Here is a 23178-nt window from a genome sequence, read left to right as displayed (position 1 = left end):
CAATTTTCACCATGACCAACAAGCGACCCTTGGATTATCTGGCCGGCTATCCGGCCGAGCTGACGGCCCGGGTGCAGCACCTGATCGGCCAGGGCCGGCTGGCGCCCTGGCTGCTGGAACGCTATCCCCGGGCCCACGAGGTGCGCACCGACCGGGCGCTGTACGACTACGTGCTGGAGTTGAAGGGGCGCCATCTGCGCAATGCGGAAACGCCGAGCAAGGTGGCCTTCGACAGCAAGCTGCATGACCTGCGCAACGCCCTTGGCACCCACACCACGGTGGCCCGGGTCCAGGGCGGCAAGTTGAAGGCTAAGCGGGAGATCCGGGTCTCGGCCCTGTTCCGGGAGATGCCGGAGGTCTTTCTGCGCATGATCGTGGTCCACGAACTGGCCCACCTCAAGGAGCGGCAGCACGACAAGGCCTTCTACCAGCTGTGCCGGCACATGGAGGCGGACTACCACCAGCTGGAATTCGACCTGCGCACCTACCTTTGCTACCTGGAACAGGGCGGTGCGCCCCTGTGGGCCGCCGCCTCGCCCTCTTCGCCGGAATAAAGCCCCGGCCTAGTTTTCCAGCAGGCGGGTCTTGACGCTCTTGCCCTTGACCTTGGCCAGCTTGCGCACCGCCTCCCGGGCGATGTTGCGGGCCACGGCCACATAGGTGACCTGCTCGGTGACGGTGATCTTGCCCACCTGTTCCTTGGCGAAGCCGGCTTCGCCAGTGAGAGCGCCGAGGACGTCGCCGGGACGCAGCTTGTCCTTGCGCCCGCCGAGCAGCAGCAGGGTGGCCATGGGCGGCACCAGGGGCGCCTCGTTGCCGCTCTGCAGGCTGCCCAGGGTGTGCCATTCCGGCTCCATGCCCATCATCTGGGCGATGGTCTCCACTCGGCGCCGGTCCCGCGGGCTGCACAGGCTCAGGGCCCAGCCGTCCTCCTCGCCGCGGCCGGTGCGGCCGATGCGGTGGATGTAGATTTCCGGGTCCGGCGTCACGTCCACGTTGATCACCGCTTCCAGCTGGGCGATGTCCAGGCCCCGGGCGGCCACGTCGGTGGCCACCAGCACGGAACAGCTGCGGTTGGCGAACTGGATCAGCACCTGGTCCCGCTCCCGCTGTTCCAGGTCCCCGTTCAGGGTCAGGGCGGAAAAGCCCTGGCCGTGCAGCACTTGCACCAGGTCCCGGCACTGCTGCTTGGTGTTGCAGAAGGCCAGGGTGCTGGCCGGGCGGTAGTGTTTGAGCAGGGTGCACACGGCCTGCAGCCGTTCCTCGTGCTTCACCTCGTAGAAGCGCTGGCGGATCTTGCTGCCTTCGTGCTGTTCCGCCAGCTTCACTTCCTTCGGCTGGCGCAGGAAGCGCTGGGCCAGCTCGGCGATGCCGGGCGGATAGGTGGCGGAGAAGAGCAGGGTCTGGCGTTCCGCCGGGCAGCGCCGGGCGACCCAGGCGATGGCGTCGTGGAAGCCCATGTCCAGCATGCGGTCGGCCTCGTCCAGCACCAGGGTGTTGAGGGCGGCCAGGCTCAGGCTGCCCCGTTCCAGGTGGTCCATGAGGCGGCCCGGAGTGCCGACCACGATGTGGGCGCCGTTCTCCAGGCTGGTGATCTGGGGCTTCATGGGGCTGCCGCCGCAGAGGGTGAGGATGCGCACGTTCTCCTCGCCCCGGGCCAGGCGGCGCAGTTCCTGGGTCACCTGCTCCGACAGTTCCCGCGTGGGGCACAGCACCAGGGCCTGGATTTCCAGGCGGCGCGGGTCCAGGCGGCTGAGCAGGGTGAGGCCGAAGGCGGCGGTTTTGCCGCTGCCGGTCTTGCCCTGGGCGATGAGGTCGTGGCCGGCCAGGGCCAGGGGCAGGCTGGCGGCCTGGATGGCCGTCATGCTGCGGTATTCCAGCTGTTCCAGGGTGGCCAGCAGGCCGGCGGAGAGGGGCAGGCTGGCGAAGGACAGGTCGGCCGCAGCGTTCAGCTCGGCATCGGGGGAAGTGGGGGCGTCGCTCATGGGGTGCTTCAGCTCCGGCGCCGGGCCTTGGGGGCCGGCTTGCGCTGGCGCTGGCCGGGGCGGGGCTTGTCTTCCACGGGCTTGGGCTTGGGCATCAGCAGGTTCTTGGCGCCGCCCTTGCCGGCTTCCCGGTGGGCCTGAATGGCGGCCTTGATGTCGTCGGCGGCCACCGCCACGGCGGCGTGTTCGCCTTCGGGCTTGAAGGTGGACAGGTTGTCCTTGACGCGGAAGAGGCGCTCTTCGGCCTCGCCCTTCTTCGGCAGGTTGCTGACCATCTCCTCGGCCGCCGGGCTCAGGCGGAAACCGCCGTCTTCGGCCAGGACCAGGCCCAGGCCCGAAAGGCGGGCGAAGGCCTCGCTCAGCTTGGCCTCGCTGGGGATGTTGCCCTGCAGGAAATCGATGGCGGCCATGATCTCCAGCAGTTCGGCTGGGCGGCGCTTGGCGGCAATGCCCAGGGCGAGCAGGAGGAGGGTGTCGATGTCGTGGATCTGTTTCATGGCGGGCCTTTGCAGTGCCGGGCTGACCGATGGGGTTCCCGGGCGGGGGTGAGAGTTTAACGGCTGGCGGGGGAAAGGGCGAATCGGCTGGTCGGCGGCGGGGCGGAATTGGCGCTGCTTCTCTCACCACCTGCCCGCCGGGCCGCGCCGGACGGGCATCCGCCGGGTCCATGCCCTGTCACTGAAGCGTGGGCGGGCGCTGGGCCTGATGCCCGCCGCTGCGGACCACCCCTGGCCCGGAGCAGGGTGCTAGTGCCAGGGCCCGCCTCCAGCCTGGCCCCTGGCATGATGGACAGGGTTTCAGGCGGCGCTTTGCGGCCCGCCGGCGACCCGGTTGCGTCCTTCTTCCTTGGCCCGGTAGAGCTGGGCGTCGGCCTGGCGTACCGCCTCGTCCATGTCTTCCTGCTCCGGCGTGGCCAGGGCAACGCCGACGCTGACCGTGACCTGGCGGTCGATGGGGGGCTGGCTGGCGGCGATGCCGGCGCGGATTTTCTCCCCCACCCGGGCGGCGTCGGCCAGGCTGCTTTCGGGCAGGAGGACCATGAATTCCTCGCCGCCCACCCGGGCGATGAAATCGCTCTCCCGCACCAGGGTGCGCAGCGTCGCCGCTACGTGGCGCAGCACTTCGTCGCCGCCGGCATGGCCCAGGGTGTCGTTGATGCGCTTGAAGAAGTCGATGTCCAGCATCAGCAGGCCGTAGCTGCCGCCATGGCGCCTCATGCGCAGGAATTCGTCCTGCAGGCGCTCGTTGGCGGCGAAGCGGTTGGCCAGGCCGGTGAGGGCGTCCCGCCGGGCCAGCTGGTACAGTTCCGCATTGGCCTGGGCCAGGGCGGCGGTGCGCTCGGTCACTCTCTCTTCCAGCTGGGCGTTGCTCTGGGCCAGGGCCTCCTGGTGGCTGAGCAGGGCGTCGGCCATGTCCTGCAGGGCCGCGGCCAGGCCACGGATTTCCTGGGGCGCGTCGGCCACTTCCAGCCGGGTCTTTTCATCCCCCGCCTCGATGCGGTGGGCCAGCGCGGCCAGGCGTTCCAGGGGACGGCTGAAACGGGAGGCGCTCCACCAGGACAGCACCAGGAACAGGGCGGTGGCACCGACCAGGGCCAGGAGCACCACCCGCTGCAGGTCCCTCACATCGGCCAGGGTGCGGGCCGTGGGCTGGCGCACCACAATCCGCCAACCCAGGCTCTGGCCAGCGATGAACTCCCGTATCGGGGCCGTGGCGGCCAGGTACGAGATGCCATCGCCCCAGCCATCGGTGGTGTAGGACTGAGGATTGAAGGCTGCCTTGTCCGGGGCCAGGAGGGTTTTGTCCTGGCCGTCGGGATAGATCACCACGTTGTCCTGGTTGACGATGAATATATCCAGGGCGTTGGTGGCCGCGTCGTGGGGTGTCATCACCTGGACCACTTCGGCGGCCCAGCGCCAGTGGGCATGGGAAGCCAGGACCCCGCGCACCTGGCCGGCCTCGTCGAACACCGGCGAGGCGAAGTCGATGAAGCGCACTGGCCCCTGGCCTTCGGTCGGAGGCAGCAGCTTGGCCAGCAGCAGGGCTTCGTGGAGGTCGCCGAAGAAGGGGCCCTGCAGTCCGTTGATGAACCAGGGACGCTGGGCCACACTCTTGCCCACCAGTAGCTTGCCGGTGGCGGCCCGCACCGTGCCTTGGGGGTCGGCCAGGCCGATCCAGGAATATTGGGGATAGGATTCCTGAACCCGCTCCAGGCTGGCCTGGAAGTCGGGGCTGTCCAGGGGGGTGCGGCGGTAGAGGGGAGTCTGGGCCAGCAGTTCGATTTCCCGCTGCCGCTCCCGCAGGTTTTCGCCGAGCACGGCGGCCACGGCGGAGGCCAGGTCCCGCAGGGCTTCCCCCCGGTCCCTGATCAGCCGGGCGGCATAGACGTGGTCCAGGTAGATGTAGGTCGGCAGACCCACCAGCAGGGCCAGTCCGATCAACAGCAGGGTGAGGCGGTTTCTGAAACTGTCCGGTAGGAGCGACATGGCTTGCAGTCCAGTAACAAGCATGGGATGTCTGGGTAGGCTGGTGGCCGAGTGCGCTTATTGGATCATGGTCTAGATCGCTCGGCTAGGCAGGAAAGTCACAAAACGAGGGCAAAATTTGCCCGCCGTCCCTTTTCTGTTCCTGCTGCAGTTTCAGGCCGCCGGAGTCCGCTTGAAGGCCACCACGTGGTCCACGTCGAGGCGGATGCCGATTTTCTCGCCGAGGGCGTGGTTGTGGTGGGAGGGCACCAGGGACAGCACCCGGGCGCCGCTTTCCAGGCGCAGGGTGTACAGGATGTCGGCGCCGCGGAAGGCCTTGTGTTCCACCGCGGCCTGCAGGGGGCTCTTGTCGTCGTGCACCACGTCGTCGGGGCGCAGCAGGATGTCCACGCCGCAGCCCTTGCCGCAGACGCCGCAGCCGGCGCTGCATTCGACGGGCACGCCGGATTCCAGGATGCCCAGTTCCATCTGCACCCGGTTGCCGGCCAGTACCGTGCCGGGGACGAACACGCCCTGGCCGACGAAGTCGGCGACGAAGCGGTTGGCCGGCTGGTGGTACAGGTTGTAGGGCGTGTCCCATTGCTGGATGCGGCCCTCGTGCATGACGCCGATTTCGTCGGCCATGGCGAAGGCTTCATGCTGGTCGTGGGTGACCAGGATGGCGGTGGTGCCGGCCTTCTTCAGGATCTCCCGCACCTCCAGGGAGAGGCGCTCGCGCAGGTCCACGTCCAGGTTGGAGAAGGGCTCGTCCAGCAGCACCAGGCGGGGCGCCGGGGCCAGGGCCCGGGCCAGGGCCACTCGCTGCTGCTGGCCGCCGGAAAGCTCGTGGGGATACTTCTCGCCCTGGCCGGAGAGGCCCACCAGGTCGAGCATGGCTGCCACCCGCTGCTGCCGTTCGCCGCCCTTGGTCTTCAAGCCGAAGGCGATGTTGTCGGCCACCGTGAGGTGGGGGAAGAGGGCGTAGTCCTGGAACACCATGCCGATGCGCCGCTGCTCCGGCGCCAGCTTGAAACCGGGGCGGCTCACCAGTTCGCCGTCGAGGGCGATGCTGCCGGCGGCGATGTCCTCGAAACCGGCGATGCAGCGCAGCAGGGTGGTCTTGCCGCAGCCCGAGGGGCCCAGCAGGCAGGCGATGACGCCGGCCTCGATGTGGAAACCGATGCCGTCCACCACCGTGTGGGCGCCGTAGCGCTGCATCACGTCCGCCAGTTCCAGATGGGCCATCTTTGGAGTCAGTTGAGAAGGATTGGCAATTATAATGTGCCGCGGCGCCTTTGCTGCCGCTTTTGCCGCTTCCGGCCACCCTTCCACCATGATCCTTATGCGCTCCCCCCTGCTGCCCGTCGCCGTTGCCATCGCCGCCCTGGTGGGCCTGCCCGTGGCCAGTGTGCTGACCCACCTCTTCGCCGGCGGCACCGGGGAAACCTGGCAGCACCTGGCGGCCACGGTGTTGCCCGAATACGTGGGCAACACTCTCTGGCTGTGCCTGGGGGTCGGCCTGGGCACGGCCCTGGTGGGGGTGGGTACGGCCTGGCTGACGGCCATGCACCGCTTTCCCGGCCAGGCCGTGTTCGAGTGGGCCCTGGTGCTGCCCCTGGCGGTGCCGGCCTATGTGCTGGCCTACGTCTATACGGACCTGCTGCAGTTCGTCGGCCCGGTGCAGATCTGGCTGCGGGAGACCTTCGGCTGGAGCAAGGCTGACTACTGGTTCCCCGAGGTGCGCAGCCTCCCCGGCGCCGTCGCCATGTTCGTGTGCACCCTCTACGCCTACGTCTATCTGCTGGCCCGGGCGGCTTTCCTGGAGCGGGCCTCGGGCATGCTGGAAGCGGCGCGGATGCTCGGTGTGGGGCCCTGGGCCAGCTTCTTCCGCGTCTCCCTGCCCCTGGCCCGGCCGGCCATCGTGGTCGGCGTTTCCCTGGCCCTGATGGAAACCCTGGCCGACTACGGCACCGTCGCCTACTTCGCCGTGCAGACCTTCACCACCGGCATCTACCGGGCCTGGTTCTCTTTGGGCGACCGCATCGCCGCGGCCCAGCTGGCCGCCAGCCTGCTCGGCTGCGTCATCCTGCTGGTGCTGCTGGAAAAGCTCTCCCGGGGCCGCGCCCGCTTCCACAACACCACCGGCCGCAGCCGGCCCCTGGCGGGCCACACCCTCACCGGCTGGAAGGGCGCCCTGGCCACCCTGGCCTGCCTGCTGCCCCTCACCGCCGGCTTTCTCCTGCCCGCCGCCCTGCTGCTGAAAATGGCCCTGGCCGAGGGCGATGCCCAGTTCGGCCAACGCTTCCTCATCCTGGCCCGCAACAGCTTCACCGTGGCCGGCGTCACCGCCGCCGTGGCCGTGCTGCTGGCCCTGGTGCTGGCCTACAGCGTGCGCCTGGCCCGCCGCAGCCAGCCCGGCTGGCCCAGCCTGCTGGCCCGGGGCCTGAACCGGCTGGTGGGCCTGGGCTATGCCGTGCCCGGCTCGGTCATCGCTGTCGGAGTGCTCATTCCCGTGACCCGGCTCGACAACTGGCTGGCCGCCCAGTGGCAGGTCTGGTTCGGCGCCAATCCGGGGCTGCTGCTCACCGGCGGCATCGCCGCCCTGGTCTATGCCTACCTGGTGCGCTTTCTCGCCGTGGCCCTGCAGACGGTGGATGCCAGCCTGGGCAAGATCACCCCTTCCATGGACGACGCCGCCCGCAGCCTGGGCCTCTCCCAGGGCCAGACCCTGGCCCGGGTGCATGCGCCATTGCTGAAAGGCAGCCTGCTCACCGCCGGCCTGCTGGTGTTTGTGGACGTGATGAAGGAACTGCCGGCAACCCTGGTGATGCGCCCCTTCAACTTCGACACCCTGGCCACCCAGACCTATACCCTGGCCGCCGACGAACGCCTGGCCGAAGCCTCCACCGCCGCCCTGGCCATCGTCGCCGTCGGCATCCTGCCCCTCATCGCCATCTCCCGCCAGATCGCCCGCTCCCGGCGCTGAGGCGCCGTCTTCGCCGCTGCGCGAAGCCCCGGGGCGGCGGGTGCTACCATCGCCGCTGCCGTATTCACTCAGGATGACGTCATGGCCCCCGCCAAACTGCTTGCCTTCGCCGCCGGCCTCGCCGCGCTGGCCGCCTCCACCGCCCCGGCCCAGGCCGGCATCTACAGCGACGACATGGCCAAGTGCCTGGTCCGCTCCACCACGCCGGCCGACCGGGCCTCCCCGGTCAAATGGATGTTCAGCGCCATGGCCCTGCACCCCGACGTCAAATCCATGGCCCGGGTGGAACCGGCCCAGCGGGAAGGGCTGGACCGCAACACCGCCAACCTCATCGTCCGCCTCATGACCGAGACCTGCCGCAGCGAAACCCAGCAGGCCCTGACCCTGGAAGGCCCCCAGACCGTGCAGCAGAGCTTCCAGGTGCTGGGCCAGGTGGCCGCCCGGGAACTCTTCTCCAACCCGGACGTGATGGCCGGCGTCGGCAACCTGGGCAAGTACGTGGACCCGGCCCGCTTCAAGGGCATGGCCATGCCCGCCGCACCCCAGAACCCCCGCTAGGCCCGGCCAGGGCGATGGCCCAGGCCCGAGGCAGGACGGACCTGTCCGGGCAGGCATGCCGGAGATGCCCATGGCTATTGGCTTGCAGGCCATCCAGGTTATGCTGGCCGCCTCACCGATTTTTGGGCGCAAGCGCGCCCGTTCAAACAGCGGGGCAAACCCGCCGAACCGCCTCACCGACCCCACGCAAAGGAGCGATCAATGCAACGACGTGAAGTACTGAAAACCGTCGCCGGCGCCGTAGCCGCCGCCATGGCCACCTCCGCGGCCGCCGCCGCCCAGGACCACCAACATCACCACGACCACGGCGCCATGGGCGGCAAAAGCTACGCCGCCCTGATCGACAGCAGCAGCGACTGCCAGAAGACCGGCGAAGCCTGCCTCGCCCACTGTCTGGTGCTGCTGGGCCAGGGCGACAAGGAAATGGCCGCCTGCGCTCAATCCGTCAGCGAACTGCTGGCCACTTGCAACGCCCTGATGAAGCTGGCCCTGCAAGGCTCCAAGTTCACCCCGGCCATGGCCAAGGTAGCCGCCGACGTCTGCGCCGCCTGCGAAAAGGAATGCCGCAAGCACGAAAAGAAGCACGCCGAGTGCAAAGCCTGCGCCGACTCCTGCGCCGCCTGCCTCAAGGAATGCAAGGCAGTGGCGGCCTGAGTCGTCTGTGATCGTAAAAAACCCCGGACCGCGTTGCGGCGGTCCGGGGTTTTTTTATGGGTGGGAGTAGGGGGCGGATTTTCGGGTTATTCGTCAGGCTGAATGGAGGGCTGCTACCAGCCAATAGCAGCCGCTAACTAAGGTGCTTTCAGCAGCCTGCTTTTCGGCCAAAGCGGTCGTTTACCGCAGGAACTCCATCGGGCAGTAATCCAATCTTAGCTGTCGTTCAGCCACGAGTAGCAACGAATGGCGGCATTCCTAACGTCATCGCCCAGATCTTGCCTTCGAGTTCATTGAGAAGGAGTCTTATGCCAAGCCACACAACAGAATGGAATAGCCCATCTGTATAACGCATGGCAAAATCATCGAAACAACCGTGCAAAGTGATTGAACCACACCATGTATGACGCTTCCTACAACAAGAAAACGCTGGCTAGGGAACTACGGAAAACAGATATTCATAACGACCCATCCTTGAAGGTAGAAGCCACCAAAGACGTGCTTCTTACTGCCGCAGTAGAGTCATCAAAGACATTGTTTGACGGGAGTAATCCCCTTCGGTCTTTCAGCCTCAAGGGGAAAACAATCTCCTGCGTAGACAGGCTAGCGTACGACCTTGTGATCCGGAAGCTTTGCAAAAATTTAAAGCACGCGACCTTAGTCCGACAGCAAAACAGGAACGCAATAATTTTTTCTATCACTAAGCTACTCGCTGAAGGTACACCATATCGCATATATAGACTCGACATCAGAAGCTTCTACGAGTCGTTTTCCACGGAATATATTGAAGAGACAATTGATAGCCTCCGGAAGCTATCAACCCAGAGCGCAAAATTGCTTAGGTATATTCTCAACAGCCATTACCAAGCAGGCGGAACTGGGATACCGCGAGGCCTTCCTCTAAGTGCAACATTATCTGAGTTGCTGATGCAACCCTTTGACCGAAAGGTCAAAAATGCCCCAGAGGTTTTTTTCTACGCAAGATACGTTGATGACATAATCATCATTACCAGCAGGAATGAGAAGAAAACTGCATTTAAAAAATGGATTGCACAACAACTACCGGGCGGATTAAAACTAAATCCAACCAAGCAGCACGTCAAGACAGCAGAATCTAGAGTTGAGCCATACAAGCCACCTGCATTACAAAAAGAGCTTTTGCAATTTGACTATCTCGGCTATTCGTTTTCCGTAAAGGAGCCTCCCAAGGATTCAACAGTCAGCCAGTCATTAAAACACTTTCGCAGCGTTACGACAGACATCGCACCAAAAAAAATCAAAAAACTGAAAACTCGAATCTCTAGGAGTATGCTGGACTTCTCGAAAACCGGTGATTTTGAACTACTAAAATTAAGAATAAAGTTTTTAACTACAAATTTCCGCATTAAAGACCCTGATACTCACCAGACTAGGCTGGCCGGAATTTTTTATAGCTACCCTTTCATCCAAGGCGTAAATTCACGAGGCATACAGCAGCTAGACAAATTCCTAAAAAACGCGATCTTATCAAAGTGTGGAAGAATATACTCTGCAAGCAGCACAGCACTAACAAAACCTATGAAACGCCAATTACTTGGGCACTCTTTTTTGAACGGACACATAAATAAACCAATCGTCCACTTCCATCCGCAAACGATCAAATTAATCCAAGAGTGCTGGAAAAATGAGTAAGAAGAATCGAGCTATAAAAATCGCCGTAAGTGATTATGCGAGAGTATTGGCCACCGAAACTGTCCCATACGAGACACCAATAATATTTTCAAATGACGGTCTGCACTCTAATAGCATTGATACAATCGACGAATGCAAATTCGTTTCTTTCATCAAGAAATCCCTAATTAAAGAGAACAAATCTGTAACCATACCTTTTAGATATCAAATCCGAAAAAATGCTACTGAGTATAGGAGGCTCTCTTTATTACACCCTGCATCCCAGTGGCAAATGAAGGAGTTTTACCAAGAGTATGACCAACTTATCCTACATTACTGCTCCCTTAGCCCTATCTCTATAAGAGCACCACTTAAAATTGCGAGCACATACTACAAAAAGAGCTCGTGGGAGAATATTCATAAATATAAAAATGGCGGCATCCAAGAGCACTGGACCGATGGAGTAGCAAAACACAGCCCATCATATTTCTCATACAAGGGTCATGATCGTCTATACAAGTTTTTTGACTCCAGAGATTATTTTAATCTCGAAAAGCGTTTCTCATACTTCCTCAATCTAGACGTATCCAAGTGCTTCGACAGCATCTATACACACACTTTGTCGTGGGCGGTTAAGCACAAAGAATTTACAAAATCATACGTAAAAGTAACTTCTACATTCGCGCAACAATTTGATTCACTTATGCAGCGTGCTAATCACAATGAGACAAATGGCATCGTTATTGGACCAGAAATCAGCCGTATATTCTCAGAGATAATATTTCAATTCATCGATAATACAACGATAGAAAATTTAGAAAAATCCGCTCGCCCCCTAAAACTTGGCGCAGACTATTCTATTCGCCGATATGTTGATGATTTGTTTATTTTCGGACATAGCGAAGATTCGGTACGCCTCGTATACGAGCAATACGCAGATAACCTCGCAAAATTTAACCTCTATCCGAACAAATCAAAATCTACTCTTTTAACCCGTCCGTTCTATACCGCAAAATCTAGAATAATTCATCGTGCCAGCAATGCTGCGAACGACTTCATAAACACTTTCCTTGAGGCTGACGAACACTCGAAACGCAGCTTGAAGCCCCAAACCGTGTTTGACGTGTGGAAACTGACTAGAAAATTCATAGCATCTATAAAATCAATCTGCTCGGAAAACAACGCGACTTACGATGAGCTATCTTCTTTCCTAATATCCGTTTTCTTTGAGCGAATCAAAAAATTGGTCAATATTGATTCACCAGTACTCGAGAAGGAAAGACAAAGATCTTATAAAGATGCGTGCCTCGTATTGCTCGAAGCCCTCTTTTTCCTCTATAGCGTCGCCCCCGCAGTCAGTTCCTCTTACAAGCTGAGCACCTCAATAATTGTCCTTATCAGGTTTTCTCAAATGAACCTTGGAGAATACGGTGCAACAATTAAACAGCGCATCATCGAACTTTCGGAACAGATGCTGCTTTCCCAGTACCTAAACAAAAATAGTAGTGTTGAGCGCTTCATACCACTTGAGCTATTAAACATCGCACTTGCAATCACAGAACTCGGGAAAGAGCACCTTCTCCCGCTAAAATCTGTTGAAAAAATATTCCAGCACAAAGGGCCGCTGAATTATTTTGAAATAATCTCTGGGCTCTACTACGTTAGTGACCATCCTGAGTACGAAAGCATACGAAAGTCGTTGATCCAAGAGGCTTCACGAAATCTTCGAGATTTAAACAACATTGGCATGGATACTGAGAAAGCTTGCTTGTTTCTAGACTTCCTCTCTTGCCCCTATGTTGAAATTGAACGAAAAGTTCAGGTAATGACCAATTTCTATAAAGCGATGAAGGAGCCCACACCTGACCCTACGGAGCTTCAACAATTCTTCTCAGATAATAAATTCCCGCACTGGTTTGTTAGTTGGGATGAGATCGATTTGCTTAACCAACTCGAAAAGAAGGAATTGAAACAAGCCTACTAAGCTGATAGTCTATCCAACAGAGAGGCGCATGGTCGCTCCTTAGGGCTAGCTTGTACGGGAGAACTAAACTTCCTTCTCTAGCTCATTGGGTTTTCTTTCAAGAAACCGAATGTCTAGAAAAGATGAGCGATTGCTGTAAGGATCGCACACACCTGCCGATGCGTGGCCTCTCTACCCAGTACAGCTCAATTCCATCTACCGCTGACGGTCGAGAAATGCCTGCACACAAAACCCTTTCCCGGTTTACTTCCTAACAAACGCTTCGATCCGTCCGCCCCAAAGCTATGCTTTTGGCTTCCCTCCGCGTTGCGCGCTCGGGTGTCAGCCAAGCTGAACTGTCCAGAACGTCTGCTTTCACTAGGTTCGATGGGCCACTTTGGGTTGGGAGCACTTATTAGCGGAACGAGAATGCTGCCGTTCAAGACCCATCCTCGCTGAGTGGCAGTTAGCCGGCACATTGCCGCCTGATTCTGGCCGAATGCCCAGAGTCAGCTATGGCCGATAAGCACACCTACAGCAGTGTCCCTATTGAACGCCTACTTTGGGCTGATAACGGACTACCACAAGCTCCATGTAGCAAAAGAAAACGCCGGCCCCAAGGCCGGCGTTTTTTATCACTACCACCCCAACTCACATGCTCTTCAAATGCTGGATGATCTCCCCGGCCATGGGCTGGGCGTCGCCGTAGAGCATGCGGCAGTTGTCGGTGTAGAAGAGGGCGTTTTCCACCCCGGAGTAGCCGGTGCCCTTGCCGCGCTTGATGACGATGACGTTCTGGGCCTGGTCGGCGTTGAGGATGGGCATGCCGTAGATGGGGCTCGATTTGTCGGTGCGGGCCGTGGGATTGACCACGTCGTTGGCGCCGATGATCAGGGCTACGTCGGTCTGGCCGAATTCGGCGTTGATTTCCTCCAGGTCGAAGATCTTGTCGTAGGGCACCCCGGCCTCTGCCAGCAGCACGTTCATGTGGCCCGGCATGCGGCCTGCCACCGGGTGGATGGCGAACTTCACTTCCACCCCGGCTTCTTCCAGCAGCTCGGTCATTTCCCACACCTTGTGCTGGGCGTGGGCCACGGCCATGCCGTAGCCGGGCACGATGATGACCTTCTGGGCGTAGCGCATCATGGCGGCGGCGTCGATGGCACCCAGCTCCTTCATGCTGCCGGCGATGGTCTCGCCACCCTGGGCGGCGCCGCTGATGGGCGTGAACAGGATGTTGCTGATGGGCCGGTTCATGGCTTTGGCCATGAGCTGGGTGAGCAGGGTGCCGGCGGCGCCGACGACGATGCCGGCGATGATGAGGGCCGGGCTGCCCAGGACGTAACCCTCGAACCCCACGGCCAGGCCGGTGAAGGCGTTGAAGAGGGAGATCACCACCGGCATGTCGGCGCCGCCGATGGGCAGGGTCACCACCAGGCCCAGCAGCAGGGCCAGGGCGAAGAAGGCCAGGATCAGCCCGGGGCCGGCGTTTTCGGCCAGCACCAGGGCGGCGCCCAGGCCCACCACCAGCAAGGCCAGCAGCACGTTGACGACATTCTGGGCGGGCAGCCGGTAGGCCTTTTTCAGCAGGCCCTGGAGCTTGGCGAAGGCGACGCAGGAGCCGGTGAAGGAGACGGCGCCGATGAGGGCGCCGATCACTGCCAGGGTGACGGTCACCAGGCCGTGGGCCTCGCCCCGGGCCAGTTCCACGGCGGCGATGGCGGCCGCGGCGCCGCCGCCCATGCCGTTGTAGATGGCCACCATCTGGGGCATGTCGGTCATCTTCACCTTCTTCGCCGACAGCCAGGCACCGACGGTGCCGAGGGCCAGGGCCAGGGCCATCAGGCCCAGGTTGTGCAGGTCCGGCACGAGGAAGGTGGCGGCCACCGCCACCACCATGCCGACGCCGGCCCGCAGGATGCCCTGGCGGGCGCTGGCCGGGGAGCTCATGCCCTTGAGGCCGACGATGAAGAGCAGGGCGCCGAGGAACCAGGGCAGCTGGACGTAGAGGGGCAGGTTCATTTACGCACCCTCCTTGCCGCCGGCCCGCTTGCCGGGCTGGAACATGGCCAGCATGCGCTCGGTGACGACGTAGCCGCCGGCGGCGTTGGCCGCCCCCAGGGCCACGGCGAAGAAGCCGATGGCCTGCTCCAGGGGCGTTTCGGCCCGGCCCAGGGCCAGCATGGCGCCCACCACGACGACGCCGTGGATGAAGTTGGAGCCCGACATGAGGGGGGTGTGCAGGATCACCGGCACCCGGGCAATGATCTCGTAGCCGGTGAAGGCGGCGAGCATGAAGATGTAGATCGCGATAAAGCCGTCCATTACGCCTCTCCCATGGCTTGTCTGACGCCGTTGTGCGTCGTCTTTCCGTCGCGGCACAGCAGGGTGCCGGCCACCACCTCGTCCTCCCAGTCGAAGGCCAGGCGGCCTTCCTTGATCCAGGGCGAGAGGAAGTTGTAGAGGTTCTTGGCGTACAGCTCCGAGGCGTGGGTCGGCATGCGGGAAGCCAGGTTGAGGGGGCCGTGGATGTTCACGTCGTTGGCCACCACGTGTTCCCCCGGCTGGGTCAGGGCGCAGTTGCCGCCGGATTCGGCAGCCATGTCCACGATCACGGCGCCGTACTTCATGCCCTTGATCATGTCGGTGGTGACGATCACCGGTGCCTTCTTGCCGGGGATGGCGGCTGTGGTGATGACCACGTCGGCCTGGGCCACGGCCTTGGCCAGGCGCTCGGCCTGGCGTGCCTTCTCTTCGGCCGACAGCTCCCGGGCGTAGCCGCCGGCGCCGTCGGCGGAGACGCCGGTGTCCACGAACTTGGCGCCCAGGGATTCGATCTGCTCCTTGGCGGCGGCACGCACGTCGTAGGCTTCCACCATGGCGCCGAGGCGCTTGCAGGTGGCGATGGCCTGGAGGCCGGCGACGCCGGCACCGATGACCAGCACCCGGGCCGGGCGGATGGTGCCGGCGGCGGTGGTCAGCATGGGGAAGAACTTGGTGCAGCGGGCGGCGGCGATGAGGCCGCACTGGTAGCCGGCACAGGAGGCCTGGGAGGAGAGGGCGTCCATGCTCTGGGCCCGGGAAATGCGGGGCAGCAGCTCCAGGGCGAAGGCGGTGATGCGGCGTGCGTTGAGGGCCGCCAGGCGGGCCGGGTCCTCGAAGGGCTTGAGCAGGCCGATGAGGGTCGATCCTTCCGGCATGGCGGCGATTTCCTCGGCGCTGGGGGGCGTTACCCGCAGCACCAGGTCGGCGCCGCCGTAGGCCTCGGCGATGCCGGGCACGGCCTGGACTTCCGGGTAGTCGCTGTCGAGAAAGTGACTTTCGCTGCCCGCACTCTGCTCCATGCGGATGGCGGCCCCGAGGGCCATGAATTTCCTGGCGGTTTCAGGCACCAGCGCCACCCGGCGTTCGCCGGACGCTCGTTCCCGAACCACCGCGATGTTCAGCGGCATGGTGATGTTCTCCCAAAGACAAAGTGATGAAACTGTTTTATTTGCCCGGGATTATGGTGTTCGGGTAGCGGGTGCTGTATTAGGGGATACCCTACGCCGGAGTATGGAAAAGGGCCTGGGTGGGGCGCATCGGGCCGCGCTCAGGGCCGATTCACCCGGCGTCGGCCAGGGTGGGCGTTGCTGGCAAGAAAAAGCCCCGCCGGATCGCTCCGGCGGGGCTTTTGTTTTGCTTTGCTCCCTTACTTCACTTCAAAGCGGGCCTGCAGGGGCTTGCGGCCGGGCAGTTCCACCACGGCCACCACCTTGGCGCCGGGCTTGAGGCTGGCGGCGGCTTCCAGGCGGTTTTCCGCCGCCGGGGCCAGTTGCAGTTCGCGCTTGGCGCCGCCTTCCAGCACCGTCAGGCGGGCCTTGCCGCCCTGCACCGGCACCGGGGCGCCGTGCTGGGTGACGTAGAGGGCAACCTTGCCGGCCTGGTTCACCAGTTCCAGCTGGGCCTCGCCCGCTTCGGCGAAGATGCCGCCGTACTGGGGCTGGCCGTGTTCGGCATGGGCCATCACGGCGGCGGGGGCGGCCAGGGCGGCGGCCAGCAGCAGGGAGGAGGCGAGGGTGTGCAGTTTTTTCATGGCAGTGCTCCTTGGCAAATGGGACATGATTGGCATTGGATAAAGGCTGGGAAATGGTTGGAACATGGGCCGGCTCACAGGGCTTCGCCGCCGGCTTCCGCCAGCAGCCGTTCCGCCGCCGGCCGGGCATGGCGCCAGAACAGCAGGGGGGTGAGGAAGGTGTCGAGCAGGGTGGAGCTGATGAGGCCGGAGAAGATCACCACCGCCACCGGGTGCAGGATTTCCGTGCCCGGCTCGCCGGCTTCGAAGAGCAGGGGCGCCAGGGCGAAGGCCGCCACCAGGGCGGTCATCAGCACCGGCGTCAGGCGTTCCAGGGAGCCGCGGATGATCATCTCCTTGGTGAAGCCCTCGCCCTCGAAGCGCATCAGGTTGAGGAAGTGGCTGACCTTGAGGATGCCGTTGCGGGTGGCGATGCCGGCCAGGGTGATGAAGCCGATGAGGGCGGCGATGGAGAGGGGCTGGCCCGAGAGCCACAGGCCGATGACGCTGCCCACCAGGGCCAGGGGCACGTTGGCCATGATCAGCCCGGCCAGCAGGCCGGAGCGGTAGCGGCTGTAGAGCACCAGGAAGATCATCAGGGCCGAGACCAGGGAGAGCAGGCCGATGCGCCGGGCCGCCTCCTCCTGGGCCTGGAACTGGCCGCCCAGGGTGACGAAGTAGCCCTGGGGCAGGGGATGGGCTGCCACCACGGCGCGGATGTCCGCCACCACGTCGGAGAGGGCCCGGCCCTGGGCGTTGGCGGAAATCACCAGGCGGCGCCGGCCGTCGTCCCGGGAGATTTGGTTGGGACCGTCCGACTCCTCGATCTGGGCCACCTTGGCCAGGGGCACCCGGCCCGCCGGCGTCTCGATCAGCAGCTGCTCCAGCCCGGCGGTGCCCCGGGCGCTTTCGGGCAGGCGCAGCACCAGGGCGAAGCGGCGGTTGCCTTCCACCACCTGGGTGATGCGCTCCCCGTCCACCAGGGACTGCAGGCTGGCCAGCAGCTGGGCCGTGGACAGCCCGTACTGGGCCGCCGCCCCCGCGTCGATGCGCACCTGGATCTGGGGCGAGAGCACCTGCTTTTCGATCTCCAGGTCGGCCAGGCCGGGGATGGCCTTGAGCCTCTCCTGCAGGGGGCCGGCCTGGGCCCGCAGCACGTCCAGATCGTCGCCGAAGATCTTGATGGCGATCTGGGCCCGCACCCCGGAGAGCATGTGGTCGATGCGGTGGGAGATGGGCTGGCCCAGGTTGAGGGAGGCCGGCAGCACCGAGAGGCGCTGGCGCAGGTCGGCGAAGACTTCCTCCTTGCTGCGTTTGGAGGGCGTCAGGCGGATGTCCAGCTCGGTCACATGGACCCCTTCGGCATGCTCGTCCAGCTCGGCCCGGCCGGAGCGGCGGCCCACGTGCTCCACCTCGGGCACCTGGCGCACCAGCTTTTCCGCCTGGCTGGCCATGCGCACCGATTCGGCCAGGGTGGCGCCGGGGTTGAGGCGCAGGGAGAGGATCAGGGCGCCCTCGTTGAAAGGCGGCAGGAAGGTGGTGGGAAAGAAGGGAATGGCCGCCAGGGCCAGCACTACCGCCGCTGCCGTGCCCGCCAGCACCGGCCGGGGCCGGGCCAGGACCCGCTGCAGCAGGGTCCGGTAGCGTTCCTTGAGCCAGCGCACCAGGCGGGTGTCGCCGTCGTGCAGGTGCTTCATGCGCGGCAACAGGTACCAGGCCAGCACCGGGGTCAGGGTCACCGCCACCGCCAGGGAGGCGAGGATGGAGACGATGTAGGCGGTGCCCAGGGGGGCGAAGAGGCGGCCCTCGATGCCCGGCAGGGCGAACAGGGGCACGAACACCAGGGCGATGATGACCGTGGCGATGACCACCGCCGAGCGCACCTCGACGCTGGCGTCCCGCACCAGGGTCAGCAGGCGGGCCGGGCTCAGGGCTTCGTGGCGGGCCCGGGCCAGCTTGAGGCGGCGCAGGATGTTCTCCACGTCCACCACCGCGTCGTCCACCAGTTCGCCGATGGCGATGGCGATGCCGCCCAGGGTCATGGTGTTGATGGAGAGGCCGAAGTACTTGAAGACCAGGGCCGTGGTCAGCACCGAGACGGGAATGGCGGTGAGGGAGATGAAGGTGGTGCGGAAGTTGCCGAGGAAGAGGAACAGCACCGCGGCGACGAAGACCGAGGCGGCCAGCAGCTTCACCTCCAGGTTGTTGATGGAGGCCTCGATGAAGTTGGCCTGGCGGAAGGTCACCCGGGGCGCCGCCAGGCCCGGCGGCAGGGCCTTCTCCATGTCGGCCAGGGCCGCTTCCACGGTGCGCGTCAGGGCCACAGTGTCCGCCGCCGGCTGCTTCTGCACCGACAGGATCACCGCCGGACCGCCGTCGTAGCCCGCGTCGCCGCGCTTGATGGCCGGGGCGAAGGTGACGTTGGCGATCTGCCGCAGCAGGATGGGCTGGCCGTTTTTGGCGGTGACGGCCAGGTTCTGCAGGTCCTCCAGACGGGAGGTGCGGCCCAGGTGGCGGATCAGATATTCCCGGCCGTTGAGTTCCAGGAAACCGCCGGAGGTGTTGGCGGCGTAGCCCTGCAGGGCCGCCTTCAGCTGCTCCAGGGAAATGTCCAGGCTGCCCATGAGACGGGTGTCCGGCTGCACCTGGAACTGGCGCACCTCGCCGCCGATGGGGATCACCTGGGCCACCCCGGGGATGGACAGCAGCCGGGGCCGCAGCACCCAGTCGGCGTATTCCCGCACCGCCATGGGCGTGGTCTTGGCCGGGTCGATGGGGATGGCGATGAGCAGGATCTCGCCCATGATGGAGGAGACCGGCGCCATGCGCGGCGTCACGGCCGGCGGCAGGGCTCCCTCCAGGGTGGTGAGGCGCTCGGCCACCATCTGCCGGGCCCGGTAGATGTCCGTCTCCCAGTCGAAACTGAGGTAGAGGATGGACAGGCCGGCGGAAGAGACGGAGCGGATGCCCGCCACCCCGGGAAGGCCGTTCATGGCCGTTTCCAGGGGGAAGGTGACCAGCTGTTCCACCTCCTCCGGGGCCATGCCGCCGGCCTCGCTCATGAGGGTGACGGTGGGGCGGTTGAGGTCGGGAAAGACGTCCACCGGCGTGCGCGACAATTGCAGGCCGCCGAAGACCATCAGGGCGAAGGCCGCGGCCAGCACCAGGAGGCGGTTGGCCAGGCTGTTTTCCAGGAGCCACTTGAACATGCCGGTTCTCCTAGCGCACCTGGTTGAGCAGGGGGGCGCCCTGCACCACCACCCGGTCGCCCGGGGCCAGGCCCTGGGTCACCGCCACCCGGGCCCCGTCCAGGGGCTGGTAGCGGATGGCCCGGGGCTCGAACAGCTCGGGGCTGCGCTTGACCCAGAGGATGGTCTCGTTGCTGGGATTCTTCACCAGGGCCGTGGCCGGCACGGCGGCCGCCTCCAGGGTGCCCTTGAGACGCACCTGGACCTTCACCGGCTGGCCCAGGGCCAGCCACTGGCCGACGCCGGTGCTGTGGTTGTCGAAGATCACCGGCAAGGCCTGCTCCTTGAGGCGCCGCCCGGCGCCGAGGAATTCCAGGGGAATGACCCGGGGCGCGGCCGGCCCGGCCCCGGCGCCGCCTTCGCTGACGGCGACGCTGGCCGCCTCGATGGCTTCGGCGGCCAGGGGCGTGTAGGCCATGGCCTCGATGTGCAGGCTGTCCGGGTCCACCACCTCGAAAATGATGTCCCGGGCCTCCACGATCTGGCCCGCCATGCCGTTGGCGGCGGCGATGACGCCGGTCACCGGCGCCACCAGGGTGTCCCGGTTGGAGAGGCCGCCGCCCACCGCCGCGATGCGGCCCTTGAGGCTCTTCACCTCGCTCTCGGCCGCCTCGATGTCCTTGCGCGGCACCGTGTCGGCCAGCTCCTGCAGCCGGGCCAGGCGCTTTTCCGCCAGGCTGCGGGCGGCCTGCAGCTCGGCCAGCAGGGCGCTCTGGTTGGAACGCTCGATCTGGCCGGCGCTGGGCACCACGTAGGCCAGCACCTGGCCTTTGTGCACCTTCTGGCCGACGCTGGGCAGACCCGCCGGACCCGGCTCCAGGCGCCCGGCCAGCATGGACTGGACGCGGCCGCCCTTGTGGGGGTCCATGATCACCGTGGCGTTCAGCTCCAGGGTGCGGGGCAGGGGGCCGGGAGTGACCGGCAGGGTGCGGATCTCGATCTGGCGCTGGCTGGCCTTGGGCAGGAAGACGCTGCCGTCGGCCTGGCGCCGGGGCGCATCGCCGGAGACCGGGGCGGCGGCTTCGTCGCCGTGGCCTTCGTGGGCCTGCAGGGGCATGGCCGGCAGGGCCAGGGCGGCGCCCAGGCAGGCGGCGAGGGATGCCTGCAGCAGCAGGCGGGACGGGATTCTACGGGCGCTCATGCGGCACCTCCTTGTCGTTGCTGGCGGCGGCGCCAGGCCAGGCCAAGGCCCAGCAACAGTGCGGCTGCCAGGGCAAGGCCGGCCAGCAGGGCCGTGGATATTGGGCTGGAGGCCAGGGCGTGATCCTCATGTACGTCCAGGTCCCCCAGCAGCAGGTCGCTTTCTTCCGCCTGTCCCTCGGCGGCGGGCAGGCTCAGGGTGAAGGTCAGGCTGTGCTCGCCGGCCTGTTGCAGGGCGGGCAGCAGGGCGGCGTCGCCGAGCAGGTAGTCGCCGTGCTCGGGGCGGAAGGTGGCGACGGCGCTCTGGCTGCCGCTTTCCACTTCCAGCCGGGCGTTGAGCACCGGGGCGTTGTCGGCGCTGCGGTCCAGCCACAGCACCAGCCCTTCGGGACGCAGCCGGCCCACCAGTTCGAACTGGTCGGAGACGGCTTCCACCCGGGGGCTGGGGGCGGGGCTGCCGGCAGGGGCGGCGGGGCCGTCGGCCCGGGCCGGGGCGGCCAGGGCGAGGCAGAGGAGCAGGGGGGATATCAGTCGCAACATGGCTTTACTCCGGCAGCAGGCCCAGGGCCTGGCGCAGTTGGGAAAGGGCGGCGGCCGCCTGGATGCGGGAGCGCACCGCCTGGCGCTCGGCCTCGAAGGCTTCCAGTTCGATGCGCAGGCGGGTGGGCAGGTCCGCTTCGCCGAGACGGAAGGACTTGTCGTAGAAGCCCCGGTTTTCCGCCGCCAGCCGGGCCCGGGTTTCTGCCGCCGCCAGCTGCAGGCGGGCCGCATCGAGCTGGGCCCGGGCGGTCTCGCCCTCCTGGGCCAGGCGCTGCCGTTCCAGGCGCAGCTGGGTTTCGGCCTCGATTAGGTCGGCGTTGGCTTCGGCGATGCGGGCCTGGTTGCGCGGGGTCGAAGAGAAGGGCAGGCGCAGGGCCAGGGCCCAGGTCTGGTCCGTCATCTCGCCGGCGGCGCTGCGGTCGCGGCGGGTGGAAATGGCAATTTCCGGATTGGCCCGGGTCTGGCGGGAGGCCAGTTCCAGGGCCCGGCGGGAAACGGCGCTGCGCTGGGCCAGATCCTGCAGCAAGGGGTGGCCGCTGGCGGCGCCTTCGGCGTCGGCGCCATCCTCATCCGCGAGGCTCCCAGGCAGGGCGTTGGCGGCCGGTTCCGGTTCGGTCTGGGGTGGGCCGTCGGCCGGCTTGGGGGGCTGGCCGGTGAGGCTTTGCAGGCGGCGGGCCGCGGCCAGGGCGGCCACCCGGCTTTCGGCCAGGGCCGCCTGGGCCGCCGCCTGGGCGCCCTGGGCCTGGTTGAGGTCGGCCCGGGAAAGGTCGCCGGCCTTCATCCGCCGTTCCACATCAGAAGCGAGACGGGCGGCGTTGTCGGCCCGGGCCTGGGCCACCTGCTGGTCCTGGCCGGCCTGCTGCCAGGCCCACCAGGCGCTGCGCAGTTCGGCAGCCAGTTGCAGGCGGGCGGCCAGGGTGCGGGCGTCCAGGGCTTCCTTGCGGGCATCGGCCAGGGCCCGGGTGCCGTCCTTCTCGCCGGGCAGCCAGAGGGGCAGGGCAATGCCCGTTTCCACTTCCCGGGCGCCCCGGTCCCGGTTGTAGCGGTCGGTGCGGGTGGACAGGTCCAGGCTCGGCGGCTGGGCCAAAAGGGAGTCGGCGGCTTCCTGCTGGGCCCGGGCGGCATCCTGGCGTTGGGGCAGGGCGGCAGCCAGGGGCTGGCGCTCCCAGGCGGCGGCAAAGGCCCGGGCCAGGGGCGAGGCGGGCAGGGGTGCCGTTGCCGGGGCGACGGCAGGCTCCGCGGCCCGGGCAGGGGACAGGAATCCCAGGCCGAGGCCCAGGCTCAGGGCGAGCAGGGCCGGCAGCAGGCGGGCGCGATGGTGAACGCGAAGGCGGACGGGGTGCCCCGGATGGGGGGCGGTTGCGGTCTTCCGCATGGTTTTCTCCGGTGAGGCAGGGAAAAACCGGCGGTACTCCGCGGTGAGGTCACGGGCGCAGGCGGCGCGGCGCCTTTCAGGGCGTCGGCAGCACGGGCTGGCTCAACGGGAATTGCCGCCGGACTTCAGGCGGAGAAGGAGCGGGGGGGACGTTCCAGGCCCAGGGGAATGGGCGAGAGATAGCGGGCGGCGATGGCCGGGGGGCGCACGTCCTTGCCGGCAGCGGCCGGTAGGGTGGCGTCGGCGGTGAGGCCGATGAGGTGGCCGAAAACGTGGCCGGCGCACCAGTGGTGATGGCCCGGCTGGCCCTGGCCGTCGTCGCCGGCGGCGTGGTGCTGGGGGGCGCAGTCCTGGTCGTGGTGGGTGTGCTGCAGGCTGTCGTGGGCACCCTGGTCGCCGTGGTGGTGCTCGGCCACGGCGGCATGGTCGTGGGGCGCGGCCGCACTCACCATTTCCCAGCCGAAGGTCGGCGTCAGGAAACCGGCCAGCATCACGGCCAGGAGGCCGCGGGCGATGGCAGTGGTGAGGAGGGCGGTGAGTCGCATGGGAGGCATTCTAGG

20 protein-coding genes are annotated in these 23178 nt (G+C 65.1%); 7 read left to right on the top strand and 13 right to left on the bottom strand.

Features of this window, described 5'->3' with window-relative positions:
- The first annotated feature begins 11 nt into the window (after positions 1-11).
- Positions 12-554 carry a YgjP-like metallopeptidase domain-containing protein gene (locus OEL49_RS16630; RefSeq protein WP_287875778.1) on the top strand — a complete coding sequence of 181 codons (543 nt, stop codon included), beginning with the start codon at positions 12-14 and terminating at the stop codon, positions 552-554.
- A gap of 9 nt (positions 555-563) precedes the next feature.
- Here the strand turns inward: OEL49_RS16630 and dbpA are convergent, their stop codons facing one another.
- The 4 genes from dbpA to OEL49_RS16610 all read right to left on the bottom strand — a co-directional run bounded on the left by dbpA (position 564) and on the right by OEL49_RS16610 (position 5695).
- Positions 564-1985, bottom strand: a complete 1422-nt coding sequence (dbpA, locus tag OEL49_RS16625) for an ATP-dependent RNA helicase DbpA (protein WP_287875776.1) — start codon at positions 1983-1985, stop codon at positions 564-566.
- A gap of 8 nt (positions 1986-1993) precedes the next feature.
- Positions 1994-2482 carry a hypothetical protein gene (locus OEL49_RS16620; RefSeq protein WP_287875774.1) on the bottom strand — a complete coding sequence of 163 codons (489 nt, stop codon included), beginning with the start codon at positions 2480-2482 and terminating at the stop codon, positions 1994-1996.
- 300 nt (positions 2483-2782) lie between these two features.
- Entirely contained in the window at positions 2783-4471 is a 1689-nt protein-coding gene (locus OEL49_RS16615; protein WP_287875772.1) for a sensor domain-containing diguanylate cyclase, read from the bottom strand.
- Positions 4472-4624: 153 nt separating this feature from the next.
- A complete protein-coding gene (locus OEL49_RS16610; protein ID WP_287875770.1) occupies positions 4625-5695 on the bottom strand; it encodes an ABC transporter ATP-binding protein in 1071 nt (356 codons plus the stop codon).
- An 88-nt stretch (positions 5696-5783) separates the two neighbouring features.
- Here OEL49_RS16610 and OEL49_RS16605 point away from each other — a divergent pair, with 88 nt between their 5' ends.
- From OEL49_RS16605 to drt3b, 6 genes are all read left to right on the top strand, one after another.
- Entirely contained in the window at positions 5784-7436 is a 1653-nt protein-coding gene (locus OEL49_RS16605) for an ABC transporter permease (protein WP_287875768.1), read from the top strand.
- 81 nt (positions 7437-7517) lie between these two features.
- Positions 7518-7994, top strand: coding sequence for a hypothetical protein (locus OEL49_RS16600; protein WP_287875766.1), 477 nt, complete (start codon positions 7518-7520; stop codon positions 7992-7994).
- Between the two features lie 70 nt (positions 7995-8064).
- On the top strand, positions 8065-8217 hold the full coding sequence (locus OEL49_RS16595) for a hypothetical protein (protein ID WP_287875764.1): 153 nt from the start codon (positions 8065-8067) through the stop codon (positions 8215-8217).
- On the top strand, positions 8196-8648 hold the full coding sequence (locus tag OEL49_RS16590; RefSeq protein WP_287875761.1) for a four-helix bundle copper-binding protein: 453 nt from the start codon (positions 8196-8198) through the stop codon (positions 8646-8648). The genes OEL49_RS16595 and OEL49_RS16590 overlap by 22 nt, the downstream gene beginning before the upstream one ends.
- 399 nt (positions 8649-9047) lie before the next feature.
- Complete coding sequence (gene drt3a / locus OEL49_RS16585; protein ID WP_287875758.1) at positions 9048-10319, top strand: antiviral reverse transcriptase Drt3a; 1272 nt, start codon at positions 9048-9050, stop codon at positions 10317-10319.
- A complete protein-coding gene (drt3b, locus tag OEL49_RS16580; RefSeq protein WP_287875756.1) occupies positions 10312-12282 on the top strand; it encodes an antiviral reverse transcriptase Drt3b in 1971 nt (656 codons plus the stop codon). Before drt3a ends, drt3b begins: the two co-directional genes overlap by 8 nt.
- A gap of 630 nt (positions 12283-12912) precedes the next feature.
- Here drt3b and OEL49_RS16575 read toward each other — a convergent pair.
- The 9 genes from OEL49_RS16575 to OEL49_RS16535 form a co-directional block, all read right to left on the bottom strand.
- The gene (locus OEL49_RS16575; RefSeq protein WP_287875754.1) at positions 12913-14283 is read right to left on the bottom strand and encodes an NAD(P)(+) transhydrogenase (Re/Si-specific) subunit beta; all 1371 of its coding nucleotides are present in this window, start codon (positions 14281-14283) and stop codon (positions 12913-12915) included.
- A complete protein-coding gene (locus tag OEL49_RS16570; RefSeq protein WP_014237952.1) occupies positions 14284-14586 on the bottom strand; it encodes an NAD(P) transhydrogenase subunit alpha in 303 nt (100 codons plus the stop codon).
- Positions 14586-15713 carry an NAD(P) transhydrogenase subunit alpha gene (locus OEL49_RS16565; protein WP_130458687.1) on the bottom strand — a complete coding sequence of 376 codons (1128 nt, stop codon included), beginning with the start codon at positions 15711-15713 and terminating at the stop codon, positions 14586-14588. The genes OEL49_RS16570 and OEL49_RS16565 overlap by 1 nt, the downstream gene beginning before the upstream one ends.
- Before the next feature lie 239 nt (positions 15714-15952).
- Positions 15953-16336 carry a hypothetical protein gene (locus tag OEL49_RS16560; RefSeq protein ID WP_287875751.1) on the bottom strand — a complete coding sequence of 128 codons (384 nt, stop codon included), beginning with the start codon at positions 16334-16336 and terminating at the stop codon, positions 15953-15955.
- Positions 16337-16410: 74 nt separating this feature from the next.
- A complete protein-coding gene (locus tag OEL49_RS16555; protein ID WP_287875749.1) occupies positions 16411-19524 on the bottom strand; it encodes an efflux RND transporter permease subunit in 3114 nt (1037 codons plus the stop codon).
- Positions 19525-19534: 10 nt separating this feature from the next.
- Positions 19535-20704, bottom strand: a complete 1170-nt coding sequence (locus OEL49_RS16550; protein WP_287875746.1) for an efflux RND transporter periplasmic adaptor subunit — start codon at positions 20702-20704, stop codon at positions 19535-19537.
- Positions 20701-21243, bottom strand: coding sequence for a hypothetical protein (locus OEL49_RS16545; protein WP_287875744.1), 543 nt, complete (start codon positions 21241-21243; stop codon positions 20701-20703). The genes OEL49_RS16550 and OEL49_RS16545 overlap by 4 nt, the downstream gene beginning before the upstream one ends.
- Positions 21244-21247: 4 nt before the next feature.
- Positions 21248-22618, bottom strand: coding sequence for a TolC family protein (locus tag OEL49_RS16540; RefSeq protein ID WP_287875741.1), 1371 nt, complete (start codon positions 22616-22618; stop codon positions 21248-21250).
- 125 nt (positions 22619-22743) lie between these two features.
- The gene (locus tag OEL49_RS16535) at positions 22744-23163 is read right to left on the bottom strand and encodes a hypothetical protein (protein ID WP_014237945.1); all 420 of its coding nucleotides are present in this window, start codon (positions 23161-23163) and stop codon (positions 22744-22746) included.
- Positions 23164-23178: the final 15 nt, after the last annotated feature.

Source organism: Azospira sp. (assembly GCF_030247495.1).
GTDB classification, from domain to species: domain Bacteria; phylum Pseudomonadota; class Gammaproteobacteria; order Burkholderiales; family Rhodocyclaceae; genus Azospira; species Azospira oryzae.
Note: the sequence above shows the minus strand (reverse complement) of the source record. Positions and strands in the feature narration are given on the sequence as shown.